Below are 14,056 nucleotides of genomic sequence, written 5' to 3'. Positions count from 1 at the left end.
TTGTCAAAACAAAATCCTTTCTGTAACGTGACTGACAGTCTATTTTCTTTATAGCAACCAACCTCTAACATAAAACACAAATCCTCTATAAAGGTAAATACTATCTATTGCCTTTGTGCAGTACTTTTTTCAATTCACCTTTAATGCTAACCTTAAAAACTAAAGCTGTTAGATTTGGTAATGTATTAGATAACTTAATTTATATTCTATCATCAAAACATTTAAAAGGTACTTTTCCATGACCCACCAATTCGATCTTTTCTATTTTTTTAATGGACCTTGGAATATTGTTTGTTCCTAAAAATTTAATTTTAGTTATTCCGTTTTTAGGTATCGCTAACTGAATAGCATAAAGTACATCATTTTTAGTAGTAAAGCGAATATCTGTTTCGTCAAAAATAGTGACATCTGGTTTCGCCCAACGTTTCATATTTTTATTCCATTGAAAACGTAATTCTTCTTCGCCTTAATCTGATTGAAACGAGTTCAGCATAAATCGCAGAAATGACAAATAAAAAGCCCATCAACAAAATGCTGACAGGCTCATTACGAAGAAAAATAGTTTGAGTTAGTTTATTTCTTCTTCTTATCTTCTAGTTTTTGAACTGAATCATACATGATTGGTGTTGCAATAAATAAAGACGAATAGGTTCCTACTATTACACCAACTATTAAGGCAAACATAAAGCCTCTAATAGAATCTCCACCAAAAATAAAGATGGCCAATAACACTACTAACGTTGTTAACGACGTATTTAATGTTCTACTTAAGGTGCTACTAAGCGATACATTCACAACACGGTTAAACTCCCAATTAGCATGATCATTAAAGAATTCACGAATTCTATCAAATACAACCACGGTATCATTTAGTGAGTAACCAATAACTGTTAATATAGCTGCAATGAACGCTTGGTCTATTTCCATATTAAATGGCATAAACTTATATGTTAAAGAGAATATTCCTAATACAATTAATACATCATGGAATACTGCTGCTACTGCCCCTAAAGAGAATTGCCATCTTTTAAAACGAATTAATATATAAAGGAATACAACTATTAAAGATCCTAAAATCGCCCAGAATGACGCTTGTTTAATATCATCTGCAATGGTTGGACTTACTTTATCATATTTCATTAAACCAACAGTCTTAGAATCAGAATCACTAATAAAATCGTCATAAGACATACCATCTAAATGGGGCTGTAAGGCTTCAAATAATGATTTCCTAATAGCTTCATCAACCTCAGCACCTGTTTCATTTACTTTATATTTAGTCGTAATTTTTAACTGATTAGCATCTCCAAGAGTTTTTGCAGCTGCACTACCAAAAACGTCTGGTTTTGATAAGGTATTTGTGATTTCTGAAGCACTGACATCTTGTGCAAAACGTACTTGATATGTTCTACCTCCAACAAAGTCAACACCTTGATCTAAACTATTTGTAAACAAGGATCCTAAACTCAACAAAATGAAAGCTCCAGAAATAATGTAAGCTATTTTACGTTTCTGTAAGAATTCAATATTTATGTTTCTGAAAAGATTTTTTGTTACTGCTGTAGAAAAATCTAATTTACCATTCTTATTTGCATACCAGTCAATTAACAATCTAGTAATAAATATAGCTGTAAATAAAGAAGTACCTATACCTATTAATAAAGTAGTAGCAAATCCTTTAATTGGTCCTGAACCAAATATGAATAAAATTAATGCTGTTAAACCAGTAGTAATGTTAGCATCTAAGATAGAAGATAATGCATTACTAAAACCATCTTTAATAGCCTCTTTTTGGCCTTTTCCTTTCGTTAGTTCTTCTCGGATACGCTCGAAGATAAGCACGTTTGCATCTACCGACATACCTATTGTTAATACGATACCTGCAATACCTGGTAATGTTAACACAGCTCCTAGCCCTGATAAAATACCAAAGATTAATAAGATATTTAACAACATAGCTACATCTGCAACCCCACCAGCTTTACCATAATAAAATACCATCCATATTAATACTAATGCCAATGCTATTAAGAATGACATTGTACCACTATCAATTGCCTCTTGACCAAGCGATGGACCAACAACTTCACTTTGAATAATATCAGCAGAAGCTGGTAATTTACCTGCGCGTAATACGTTTGCTAAATCGACTGCTTCATTTAATGTAAAATTTCCAGAAATTGAGGAGTTTCCCCCAGCAATAGGTCCAGTTGTAACACCTGGTGCAGAATATACAATATCATCTAAAACAATGGCTATTTGACTTTGTTGTGCATATGCTTTACCAGTCATGTCTTCCCATATCTTAGCTCCTTTTGCATTCATTTGCATAGAAACTTCAGATCTGTTTGAAGCGTCAAATTGATTACGAGCATCTACAATAACAGCTCCACTTAATGGCGGTGTGTTATCTCTATTTCCTATTAAAGCATATAAATCAACTATTTCACTATCTTTTTCCGGTTTTCCAAAAACGAATTTAGCATAACGTTGTTCTGCTGGTAATAACGCTCTTACTTCTGGTCTGTTTAAATAATCAAGAAGTATTTCTTTATCTTTAAGTTCGAATCTTCCAATTACTGGACCTCCTTGATAACCTTGACCTCTGAATAAATCTAAAATAGGATTGTTTTCAGATGCTACCGCTGTAGAATCTGTTGTTGCATCTCCTAAAAGATCATCAATAGTATCATCTTCAGTAGTCTCTCCGTCTTGAGGCTCTTGTTCTTCTTTTGCAATTTCAGGTTTTACAGATTCTTTTAAAAGTTCGTTAGCTTGTGCTAAAAAACCAAAGAATTGCTCTCCTTTATAAGCATCCCAAAACTCTAATTGTGCTGTATTTTGTAATAATTTAATAGCACGCTCTTTATCTTTAACACCCGGTAACTCAACTAAAATACGACCTGAATTACCGAGACGTTGAATAGTTGGTTGTGTTACACCAAATTCATCAATACGTTTACGTAATACTTCAAAAGCTGAAACGATAGATTCATCTACTTTTCTTTCAATAACTTGTTTAGCCTCATCATCAGACATATTACTATTAATTTCGCCATCTAAATCTTTTGTATAAAAAATATCTGGTGATGCTAATTTTGTATCTCCTTTAATAAGATCAAAAGCTCTGTAAAAAGATTCCAAATAAGATTCTTGTGCATCTTTTTGAAACTCTTCTGCATCATCTAATGCTTTATTAAATACTGGGTCTTTACTTTTATTTGCTAAGCCTTCTAATATATCTCTTACAGAAATTTGTAATGTTACACTAACCCCTCCTTTAAGGTCTAGACCTAAAGGCATCGATTTTTCTTTTACTTCATTGTAAGTGAATTTACCAATACCTAAGTTAAAAACGGTATCGGTTGCAATAGACTCTAAATAATTAACTTCTTCTAAGCTCCTCTTAGCGCGATAATCATCTTCCGTTTCGGGAATTTTATTAATTGCTATCTCCTCTGCACTATTTTCTATTTGACTTGCTTTAAATGTAAACGATAATTGATAAATACTTACCAATCCAAATAAAATAGCAAATAGTTTTACTAATCCTTTATTTTGCATTCTTCTATTATTTTATGGTCAAATTTTCTAAAACGAACTACTACATAGTTTGCTCTATAATTTGACAATTATTTTTTTGTGATTCTGGTAAGACCTTTTGTTGCTTTTTCAAATGTGTGAAAAAAACCAAAGTCTTGTAACATTTTTTTGTTTTTTGGGAAATGCTTTTAAAATTATATTTTCTTTTCTAAAGATATATACCCATATCTGAAAAAGTAAAAAAGCATTATTTAAGATCAAGAATTACCTAAAGGTACTGGTCCCGCCCTAACATCAGGGACACTATGAGACATGTCATCTATTGCAATTGCAATATGCCTACGTACTTTATAGGCTATTTTAACAATCCTATCTTCTTCACTAATATCTATTCTACTTATGTAAAAATTAGGGCTAGAAAATCGATCGTATTCGTGTTTTAATTCGACAACATATGTTCCATTTAAGTCAGATTCGCCATCTACACCCTTTTGGATTTCATATACGTCTAAATTATAACTGTTTTTATTTTCGTTAGAAGGAAGTTTGGAATCCTCTTCACCATGGTTATAGGATGTATAATCAAGTGCTAACTTTTTCTCTTTAGAAAGAATCTTTTTTATACTAGCTGCATTAACATCACTGTAATACGTAATTTTTAATCTCCCATCTTCTTTTTCTCCTACCTGTATGTTATCTATTCCTAAAGTTTGCAATTGTTTCTTTACAACTGCAATGGCATCCTGAACTTCGTCTGATGTCACCTCTTCATAAACAAATTCCATAACAATTTCCTGATTGGGTACAGAAATTTGCTTTTGGCAAACACCTAATAAAGTAAGTGCAATCACTAAAGTACTAAAGTACCATTTCGCTTTCATGCGTGTTTATCTACTGTTTTAATTGTTACATGTAGCACCTAATAAACTTTTCTCTAATTGCGAAGATCTTGTCTTAGATGTTTCAAGTCCCAAATATAAAAAAATAAAGACTGTATTTCTACAGTCTTTATATAAATATATACTATAAAGTATTGAATGTTATATTATTTCTTAATTTTTGGTGTCTAAAAAATAAACTTTTATAATTCTAATAAACCGTTTGTTTTTCTAACGCCTTCTGCACTAGATTGCATGTGTGCTTTTTCAGCATCGCTTAGTGGTATATCAACAATACTTTCAATACCATTTCTACCTAAAATAACGGGCACTCCAATACAGATATCATTTAAACCATATTCTCCTTCTAAAAACGTAGAACATGGGAACATTTTTTTCTGATCACAAGCAATGGCTTGTACCAAAGCACTTACTGCAGCACCAGGTGCATACCAAGCAGAAGTCCCTAATAATTTAGTAAGTGTAGCTCCACCTACTTTAGTATCCTCTTTTACTTGATTTAATCTATCATCACTTAAAAACTCAGATACTTTAATACTGTTTCTAGTTGCATGGCTTGTTAATGGTACCATACCTGTATCACTATGTCCGCCAATTACCATACCATCAACATCACTAATAGGAGCACCTAAAGCTTCTGCTAATCTATACTTAAATCGAGCAGAATCTAAAGCCCCCCCCATACCAATGATTTTATTTTTAGGTAAGTTAGTTGATTTATGTGCTAAATACGTCATGGTATCCATTGGATTACTCACAACTATAAGAATTGTATTTGGAGAATGCTCTATTAAACTTGATGATACTGCTTTTACAATACCGGCATTAATTCCTATTAATTCTTCACGTGTCATTCCTGGTTTACGAGGAATCCCTGAGGTTATTACACAAATATCACTATTTGCTGTTTTACTGTAATCGTTTGTTATACCGGTTATTTTAGTGTCAAAACCATTCAATGATGCAGTTTGCATTAAATCCATGGCTTTTCCTTCTGCATAACCTTCTTTAATGTCTAATAAAACGACTTCTGAAGCAAAATCTTTAATAGCAATATACTCTGCACAACTTGCGCCTACTGCTCCTGCTCCTACAACTGTAACTTTCATGTATTTATTATTTTTTATTGTTATTTGTAACTTTTTGATTATTTCTTTTTGACGAAATTTCACTGACACAAATCTCACAATTTAAAAGCCTAAATTATATGATTTTGATCATGCTAAATTACAAATTAATATACTCTAAATAAAAAAAGTACAAGATTAAATCTTGTACTCTTTAAACTAATTAACGAAAATATAAACTAACTAAACTAAATGTCTTTTTTTTTAATTTTTATCTAAAACTAAATGCCATTCCTGCAGATAATGTATTGTACTCTTGTAACGTATAATCTGCAAAAAGCTTAAAGAAGCCAAGACTTAATCTAACTCCCAATGTTCCTCTTAAACCACTTGTATCAAAATCTAAATCTATAGGATCTACAATTTCCTCAGTTATCGAATTAGAACCCGCAGTATATTCTAACTGGTAAGTACCTAACATTTTTAAAGTTGAGCTTCCTCCAGTATAACCAACGCCTCCATAGACATTAATTATTGGAAAATTTAAGGATGCTATAGCCTGAGCTGTAAATGAGTTTAACTTAAACTCTGCATTTTGATTTTGACCAGAAAAAGTACTTTGATCAATAGCATAATTAACATCCATAGACGTATAGGCTGCCAATAAAGATACGTGTAAAGGCAATTTATCTAAAGGTCCAAAAATACTTGTTATTTCTCTTTTAAGTCCAACTCCAAATAACTTACCCTTTGCATCATCGTCTCCTACTTCTGGAACCAAACGCAACATAACATCAAATTTATAAGGTAATCCCACACTTAACTGTATTGAAGGTGTAGGAATAGCTTTTAAAGGTAAATCTTCACTAATACCATCAGGTAAAGCCAACAATTCAACTGAAATACTTTGTCCGTTATAGGTTTGAGTAATACTAGCTTGAGCTCCGTCTCCAGATCCTGCAAGTGTCGGACTTGTTGGAGAGGAAAACGCTATATTATTAGACAATCCCAAATTAGCGAAGGTCATGATTTCATCTTCTGAAGGCACCATAGAAGCATTAAAGCCAATTGTAACATCAAAGCCTAATTTTTTATGAACTTTAGCGGTATGATACCATCCACTATTCATGCTATAAATCAATCCTTTCATAGCAGGACTGATATAAGCTTCAGTTAATTTGTTTGCATCATCCCTAGAAGCAAGTAAAATATTTTCTAACTCTTGGGCTTTTGAAGTAATTGTTGCTAAACACAACAACATAAATAAGGTTAACTTTTTCATTCTTTTGTCAATTTGGTTAAAACAAAAGTATAAAAAAAATTATACAAAACAACTTTTAATCGATAAAATTTACTTTTAATCGATTTTATTATACAGAATCAAGATGTAGAAGCCTCCTTGGTCATAAAATTATTTCACAGCTATTTTTAATCCTTTTTTTAAAATACAGATATAAATATTATAAATCGTAATTATTCGATTTAACGTCAGTTTCTATTTAATTTTTTTATGAAAAACAATATTAAATCAATGATTTTCAAGTGTTTGTCATTTTGACAGAGCGAAGTATGAGCCTTTCGACTTTAGTTTATGCTGAACGTAGTCGAAGTACTCAAGATAAACTTTCGAGAAACCTCATAAGGATGGGATTCCTCCTCAATAGCTACGCTATATACGTTCAAGTAAAATATATTTTACCCTCCGTAGCATTCGGAATGACATAGTTTCTTTATTAAAACAGTTAAATAATTGACTGTCGGTTTTTAATATGTCAAACTCACGTTATTTATATCAATAAGAATAACTCTCTTTCCAATATTGAATTTCTTCATTATACATAGCATCTAAAGATAGCTGTACTGCAACAGCCGTATTTGCTCCTGTATAAATATTTGAAACAGGCATTTTATTATCTAAAATAGAGTTCCTAAAATCTACTAAGGCTTGTTTGCTTGGATTTATGTGAGATATATTTATAGGAATTCCTTTTCCTTGTAAATGAGTATTTGACGTAGCACCAGATACACCATCAACATCGGCCAATTCTTTTTTATAACCATTTTCATAATAAATCCACGCCTTTGTATAATCTAACAAAATAGTTCCTTTACTACCGTGAATTTTTATTTGGTAATCCCCTAATGCATTGTTAGTTAAACACGTGAATTTTGCTTTTACACCGCTCGGATATTCAAACAATAAATGAATATTATCAAAAGTCTCTCGTCCATCCTTCCAATAGTCAATACCTCCTGTACCCATAATTTTTTTAGGATTTTCACCTAAAACCCAATTCACAAAGTCTATTTGATGAGAACATAATTCTGCTGCCATTCCTCCAGAATATTCTTTGTACATTCTCCAATTTATATCACGCTCTAAAGATGGCTCTGGTACCGGTCTACGCCAATTACCATTTCTATTCCATTGGCATTCAAAAGATGCTATTTGCCCCAGCTCACCCTTTTTAATAAATTCTACAACATGCTTATAAAGTTTTGAACTATGATATTGATGACCTGTTTGGAAAATTGTTTTAGTATTAGATGCTTTTTTTACTAAATCATCTATTCCTATTAAACTCTTAGCCATTGTTTTTTCACAATATACATGCTTACCTGCATCTATAGCATCTATAGCTATGGCGGCATGGGTATTAAAAGGTGTGGCTATTAATACAGCATCAATGTCTTTATTATTTAGCAACTTCTTATAATTAGTATATGCTTTTGCTTTGTTTTCGGTTTTTGAAAGCCCTTTTTCTAATCGAAAAGGTAGTACATCACAAACAGCAGAAACATTAATTCCTTCAATAGTATTTAGAATAGGTATAAGTCCACCACCTCTATCTCCAGTTCCTATAACACCTATATGAATCATGTTATTGCTAGCAATTTTTTTGGACATAGCTTGTAAAACAGGTACGCTAGCAACAATTCCAGCAGACACGAGACCACTTTTAGTTAAAAATTCCCTTCTCTTCATTTTTTATTTATAATTTAGGTTCCCAACCTTCTTGATATTCTCTTTTCCAATGCTTCATTACTTTATCATTGTTCAAAACTTTACCCGTTTTAGAATCTATTTTTAAAGTTTCTCCTGCATCCTGGGCCATATTACCTAAATGACATAACATCGTTGAAATACTAGCATCTTGAATATCAGAATTTAAATTTTTGTCTTTTCGTATCGCATCAAAGAAATTATCAACATGATAAACATCTAAGCCCCCTATCCCTCTTGTATTTGTTGTGGCACTAGCTGATTTCTCCAGTTCTTCCTTAATAGGGTTGCCTTGTAAATCGAATAACTTATAAAAGTTACGATCTAATTGTATAGATCCTTTGCTCCCGTAAATGGTTGCACCTCTACCAGCTCTTTTTGGCTTCATTATACCTCTACTATGCCCAGTCCATGTAATAAATTTATCATTTTCAAATTTATAAGTTACTTGCTGATTATCTACAAATTCCCAATCATCTTTATAAGTATACTTTCCTCCAAATGAAGTAATGCTTTCTGGCAAGTTAACACCTAAAGCCCATCGGCAAATATCAATTTCATGAGTACCATTATTATGGATTTCCCCCGTTCCCCAACTACGGAACCAATGCCAGTTATAAGGGTGAATATTGTCCTTATAGTCTTTTCTAGGAGCTGGTCCTTGCCACAATTCCCAATCTAATGTTTTAGGAATATCTATTTTGTTTCCTATTCCTATTGACCCTCTATTATTTGAATAATAAGCCTCACCTTTGTATACATTTCCAATAATTCCTGCTCTAATATCTTTTATAGCATTCATAGATGTTTGGGCAGAACGTTGCTGGTTACCCATTTGCACTTTTTTACCATACTTCTTTTGAGCAGCAACTAAAAGATCATTTTCATAAGGGTTATGGCTGCAAGGTTTCTCTACATACACATGTTTTCCTGCTTGCATAGCTAAAATTGCCATAGGTGCATGCCAATGTTCTGGCGTTGCAATAAAAACAGCATCCACAGCTTTATCTTCTAAAACCTTTCGAAAATCTTTTTCTACTTTAGGGATATAACCAATATTTTCTTTGCACCAAACATTGTGTTTCTCTAAAATGGTATCATCTACATCACAATTATAAAGTATCTTAGCATTTAAATCTTGATGAATTGCTATAATATGTGCTTTCGCCCTGCTACGTACTCCAATAACTGCACAACCTATATGATCATTTGCTCCAAGAATTCTCGAATAACTTTGGGCTGATACACCTGTTAAGCCTCCAGTAAATGCAACCCCAACGGCTCCTATTGTCGCTTTTTTTATAAAATCTCTTCTGTTTGAACTCATGCGTAAAGCTCTTTTTAATTAAACTCTCTTATTTTTATACTTCTAAAATGTACTGTATCTCCATGATCTTGCAATAAAATGTGACCACTTGCCCATTGACCAAATTCTGGCCATTTATTATATTTACTATAAGCTACTAAGGCTCTAAACATTTGAGAGAATCTATCATATTCAATAGTCTTTTCATTATTTAACCAGTGTTGGACTTTACCATTTTTTACAACTATTCTTGCTTGATTCCAACGGCCAATACCTTTAAATTGCTTAGCCCTCCCTTGAATTGAAAGATTTTCTGCTGCTATTAAATCATACAACGAAGCAATAGTCCTATTACCCCCTGTTCCCGCTTTTGCATCTGGATGGTTGTTATCATCTAAAATTTGAAATTCACAACCAATTGCAGAACCTGGTCCTTTATTGAGTTCCGGATCTACAAAATATTTAATTCCGCTATTTGCTCCCTTTGTTATTTTAAATTCTAATTCTAATTCAAAATCACTAAAAACATCTTTTGTAATAATATCACCTGGACCAGTAGATTCTCCTCCATCTGTAGCTAAAATAGATAAAACACCATTATTTATTTCCCATCCTGATTTTGGAAATTGAGCCGTTTTTGCGCCTTTCCATCCATTGGTTGTTTTTCCATCCCATAATAATCGCCATCCATTTCTTTTTTCGTTATCTGTAATTTTATTAATCAAATAACTCACCTCACGAACTTGTGGATCAGGCACCCAACTTTCCTTTTCCAAATTATCAGTCTTTATCCTAATATTTCTCCATTTTATTTTCTTGCCAGCACGAGCCTCATTAGTCCCAATACTATGTACCTGAAGACCAATAAATCCAGATGCTGTTAAATCATCAACTAAACTAGAACATTGTACACCATTAATCCACGTTCTAATAGAGTTACCAACAGCCTCCACCCTACATTTATTCCAAACACCATTTATAAAAGCTTTTCTTCCTTTTGAATTAAGTGACAATGGATACAGCCATGCTCTTCTGGATTCATCATAAATACCTCCACTAAAAGCACGAGCACTAGGGTCTATTTCAAATTGGTACCCATGAACCCTTCCTTTTTTATAATCTTTAAAGCTATTAGATCTAAATTGCACACCCGTGTTAATCAAAGGGTCCGCTAGAATTTCAAATTCTAAAATAAAATTGCCATAGTTTTTTTCAGTACATAAAAAACTGTTTGGAGTATTAGTTTTAGTTATCCCTACAATTTCATTATTCTCTATAATATATTCGGCTGTCCCATTTAACTGTTTCCATCCATCAAAATTCTTCCCATTAAAAAGTGTTACCCATCCGTCTTCATTTACTTGCGAATAAGTTTTAACGCCTATAAAACCGACAAGAACAAGGCTCGTTATAAAAAATAGTTTTGATTTTAATTGTATCATAGTTTTATAAAAATAAGTTATTCTAAATCGTGAATTCGTGTACGTACACGTAAAATTATGAATTTATACGAAACGCACAAAATTTATTAAGATAAAATAATACAAATCATTTTGTGTTTTTAGCAATTAAGTATACTATTAATTAAATAATTCTTAAGTGTTGGTAACAATTAAAGATATAGCAAAAAAAGCCAATGTATCAATAGGTACTATTATTGATAGAGTAATAAACAATAAATCTAGATTTTCTAAAAAAACCAAAGCTCATATTGACAAAATAATTGAAGGAGAATAATTATGCTAACTCAATCGCTAATTATTTAGAAACATATTTCAAAACATTAAAATGGTTGGATAAAATGCAAATGATAAAAACAATAATTAAAAAAAAATGAAAGTATCTCTTTTTTAATTAGACAAGAACCCAGTCTCCATGGGTATAAAGCTTTTAAGCGGTTATCTTTTACTTAACGTCAGTTCAATTTAATTTTTTTATGAAAAATAACATTAAATCAATGATTTTCAAGTATTTGTCATTTATAATGACATAGTTTCTTTATTAAAACAATTAAACAACCGATTGTTAAGCTTTAATATATCGAGCTCACGTTACTTAATAAAAAGCCTGAACTCATTTACCATTCTGCATTACGAATAGTTTCTAAAGAAAATATTGATTTTGCTTGATGCAAACACAAGCTACTACATACTTCTCTACCTATTATCATTTTTAATAAAACGCTTTTAAAAACAAATACCCCTAATATAAAATATCAGGGGTATTAAAAAAGTAAACCTATTTTGCTTTTTAACTAAGCATCAATATTTGCATAAATAGCATTCTTTTCAATAAAATCTCTACGAGGTGGCACTTCATCTCCCATTAGCATAGAGAAAATCCTATCAGCTTCAGTACCATTATCTATTTGTACTAAACGCATCGTTCTAAATTCCGGATTCATAGTAGTATCCCAAAGTTGTTCTGCATTCATCTCTCCAAGACCTTTATAACGTTGTATTTTACTTCCATCTCCAAAATCAGTTACAATATCATCACGTTCTTTATCACTCCAGGCATATCTTTTCTTAGCACCTCTCTTAACCAAATAAAGAGGTGGTGTTGCTATGTAGATATGTCCATTCTCAATTAATTCTTTCATATATCTAAAAAAGAATGTTAAAATTAAAGTCGCAATATGACTACCATCAATATCGGCATCACACATAATAACTACTTTATGATAACGTAATTTAGAAAGGTTTAATGCTTTACTATCTTCTTCTGTACCAATAGTAACACCAAGCGCAGTAAATATATTTTTAATCTCTTCGTTTTCGAATACCTTATGCTGCATGGCTTTTTCTACATTCAATATTTTTCCACGAAGCGGAAGGATTGCTTGAAATGCTCTATCACGACCTTGTTTAGCAGTTCCACCCGCCGAATCACCCTCAACAAGAAAAACTTCACATTTAGCTGGGTCTTGCTCTGAACAGTCAGATAATTTCCCAGGGAGCCCTCCAATGGACATAACCGTTTTACGCTGAACCATTTCACGTGCTTTCTGAGCAGCATGACGCGCTTGAGCAGCCAGGATTACTTTCTGAACGATGGTTTTGGCATCATCTGGATGTTCTTCTAAATAATCGGTTAACATTTCAGAAACTGCCTGACTTACAGAAGCCGACACTTCCCTATTTCCTAGCTTTGTTTTTGTTTGTCCTTCAAATTGAGGTTCTTGAACTTTTACAGAAATAATCGCTGTTAACCCTTCACGGAAATCATCACCTGCTATATCGAACTTCAACTTATCTAACATGCCCGAACCGTCTGCAAACTTTTTCAGGGTATGTGTTAGTCCACGTCTAAACCCAGATAAGTGTGTTCCTCCTTCGTGTGTATTAATATTATTTACATAAGAATGTAAATTCTCTGCATATGATGTATTATAAATCATAGCTACTTCTACAGGCACACCGTTTTTCTCTCCTTCAAAGGCAATAACATCTTTCATTAAAGGTTCGCGAGTCGCATCCAAATACTTGATAAATTCTTTTAATCCTTCTTCAGAATGAAACGTCTCACCTTCAAATTCGCCATCTTCTTTTTTAGTTCTCTTATCAACTAGATGAACTGTGATTCCCTTATTTAAATACGCCAACTCCCTCAAACGACTTGCTAAAGTATCGTAACTATACTCTAAGGTTTGAGTAAAAATAGTAGAATCTGGTTTAAAAGTAACCGTAGTTCCTCTTTTATCAGTATCACCAATAGATTTTACAGGATACATAGCTTTTCCACGTTCATATTCCTGCTCATAAATTTTACCTTCTCTATAGACAGTAGCCTTTAAATTTTCTGAAAGGGCATTTACACAACTTACACCAACACCGTGTAATCCACCAGATACTTTGTAAGAATCTTTATCAAACTTACCACCAGCTCCAATTTTAGTCATTACAACCTCAAGTGCTGAGACACCTTCCTTTTTATGCAAGTCTACTGGAATACCACGACCGTCATCTTCGGTAGTAATAGAATTATCTTCATTAATAGTCACAGTAATGTTGTTACAATGACCTGCTAGCGCTTCATCAATAGAGTTATCTACTACTTCGTATACTAAATGATGCAACCCTCTTGTTCCAACATCTCCAATATACATGGATGGACGCATACGCACATGCTCCATACCTTCTAAAGCCTGAATACTATCAGCTGAATAATTATGCTTATTAAATTCTTCCTTTTCTTGACTCATATTGTTTAGTTAAATTTTGTCTTATTATTACAA

10 protein-coding genes are annotated in these 14,056 nt (G+C 32.5%); 1 reads left to right on the top strand and 9 read right to left on the bottom strand.

From position 1 onward, the window contains the following. Window positions 1-199: 199 nt before the first annotated feature. The 8 genes from EM932_RS16345 to EM932_RS16310 form a co-directional block, all read right to left on the bottom strand. Window positions 200-430 (bottom strand): hypothetical protein, encoded by a 231-nt coding sequence (locus tag EM932_RS16345; protein ID WP_135878278.1) that lies wholly within the window; start codon window positions 428-430, stop codon window positions 200-202. A 143-nt stretch (window positions 431-573) separates the two neighbouring features. Then, window positions 574-3,564 (bottom strand): protein translocase subunit SecDF, encoded by a 2,991-nt coding sequence (gene secDF, locus EM932_RS16340; RefSeq protein WP_135878277.1) that lies wholly within the window; start codon window positions 3,562-3,564, stop codon window positions 574-576. Between the two features lie 236 nt (window positions 3,565-3,800). Then, complete coding sequence (locus EM932_RS16335) at window positions 3,801-4,424, bottom strand: hypothetical protein (RefSeq protein ID WP_135878276.1); 624 nt, start codon at window positions 4,422-4,424, stop codon at window positions 3,801-3,803. Window positions 4,425-4,624: 200 nt separating this feature from the next. Next, on the bottom strand, window positions 4,625-5,551 hold the full coding sequence (gene mdh, locus EM932_RS16330; protein ID WP_135878275.1) for a malate dehydrogenase: 927 nt from the start codon (window positions 5,549-5,551) through the stop codon (window positions 4,625-4,627). A 229-nt stretch (window positions 5,552-5,780) separates the two neighbouring features. Beyond that, complete coding sequence (locus EM932_RS16325; protein WP_135878274.1) at window positions 5,781-6,791, bottom strand: DUF6588 family protein; 1,011 nt, start codon at window positions 6,789-6,791, stop codon at window positions 5,781-5,783. A 510-nt stretch (window positions 6,792-7,301) separates the two neighbouring features. After that, on the bottom strand, window positions 7,302-8,495 hold the full coding sequence (locus tag EM932_RS16320) for a Gfo/Idh/MocA family protein (protein WP_135878273.1): 1,194 nt from the start codon (window positions 8,493-8,495) through the stop codon (window positions 7,302-7,304). Between the two features lie 7 nt (window positions 8,496-8,502). After that, the gene (locus tag EM932_RS16315; RefSeq protein WP_135878272.1) at window positions 8,503-9,840 is read right to left on the bottom strand and encodes a Gfo/Idh/MocA family oxidoreductase; all 1,338 of its coding nucleotides are present in this window, start codon (window positions 9,838-9,840) and stop codon (window positions 8,503-8,505) included. A 14-nt stretch (window positions 9,841-9,854) separates the two neighbouring features. Continuing rightward, window positions 9,855-11,261, bottom strand: a complete 1,407-nt coding sequence (locus EM932_RS16310; RefSeq protein WP_135878271.1) for a 3-keto-disaccharide hydrolase — start codon at window positions 11,259-11,261, stop codon at window positions 9,855-9,857. 157 nt (window positions 11,262-11,418) lie between these two features. On the opposite strand from EM932_RS16310, the gene EM932_RS16305 reads away from it, so the two are divergent. Continuing rightward, window positions 11,419-11,556 carry a LacI family DNA-binding transcriptional regulator gene (locus tag EM932_RS16305; RefSeq protein WP_135878270.1) on the top strand — a complete coding sequence of 46 codons (138 nt, stop codon included), beginning with the start codon at window positions 11,419-11,421 and terminating at the stop codon, window positions 11,554-11,556. Between the two features lie 517 nt (window positions 11,557-12,073). Here the strand turns inward: EM932_RS16305 and gyrB are convergent. Next, window positions 12,074-14,023, bottom strand: a complete 1,950-nt coding sequence (gene gyrB / locus EM932_RS16300) for a DNA topoisomerase (ATP-hydrolyzing) subunit B (RefSeq protein WP_135878269.1) — start codon at window positions 14,021-14,023, stop codon at window positions 12,074-12,076. Between the last annotated feature and the right edge of the window lie 33 nt (window positions 14,024-14,056).

This window comes from Flavivirga rizhaonensis (genome assembly GCF_004791695.1).
Taxonomy (GTDB): domain Bacteria; phylum Bacteroidota; class Bacteroidia; order Flavobacteriales; family Flavobacteriaceae; genus Flavivirga; species Flavivirga rizhaonensis.
The sequence above is the reverse complement of the archived record's forward strand: the minus strand, read 5'-3'. Positions and strand labels throughout refer to the sequence as shown.

Coding starts and splice junctions, on each gene's coding strand:
- EM932_RS16345 (WP_135878278.1), bottom strand. CDS start 430: ATGAAACGTTGGGCGAAACCAGATGTCACTATTTTTGACGAAACAGAT.
- secDF (WP_135878277.1), bottom strand. CDS start 3,564: ATGCAAAATAAAGGATTAGTAAAACTATTTGCTATTTTATTTGGATTG.
- EM932_RS16335 (WP_135878276.1), bottom strand. CDS start 4,424: ATGAAAGCGAAATGGTACTTTAGTACTTTAGTGATTGCACTTACTTTA.
- mdh (WP_135878275.1), bottom strand. CDS start 5,551: ATGAAAGTTACAGTTGTAGGAGCAGGAGCAGTAGGCGCAAGTTGTGCA.
- EM932_RS16325 (WP_135878274.1), bottom strand. CDS start 6,791: ATGAAAAAGTTAACCTTATTTATGTTGTTGTGTTTAGCAACAATTACT.
- EM932_RS16320 (WP_135878273.1), bottom strand. CDS start 8,495: ATGAAGAGAAGGGAATTTTTAACTAAAAGTGGTCTCGTGTCTGCTGGA.
- EM932_RS16315 (WP_135878272.1), bottom strand. CDS start 9,840: ATGAGTTCAAACAGAAGAGATTTTATAAAAAAAGCGACAATAGGAGCC.
- EM932_RS16310 (WP_135878271.1), bottom strand. CDS start 11,261: ATGATACAATTAAAATCAAAACTATTTTTTATAACGAGCCTTGTTCTT.
- gyrB (WP_135878269.1), bottom strand. CDS start 14,023: ATGAGTCAAGAAAAGGAAGAATTTAATAAGCATAATTATTCAGCTGAT.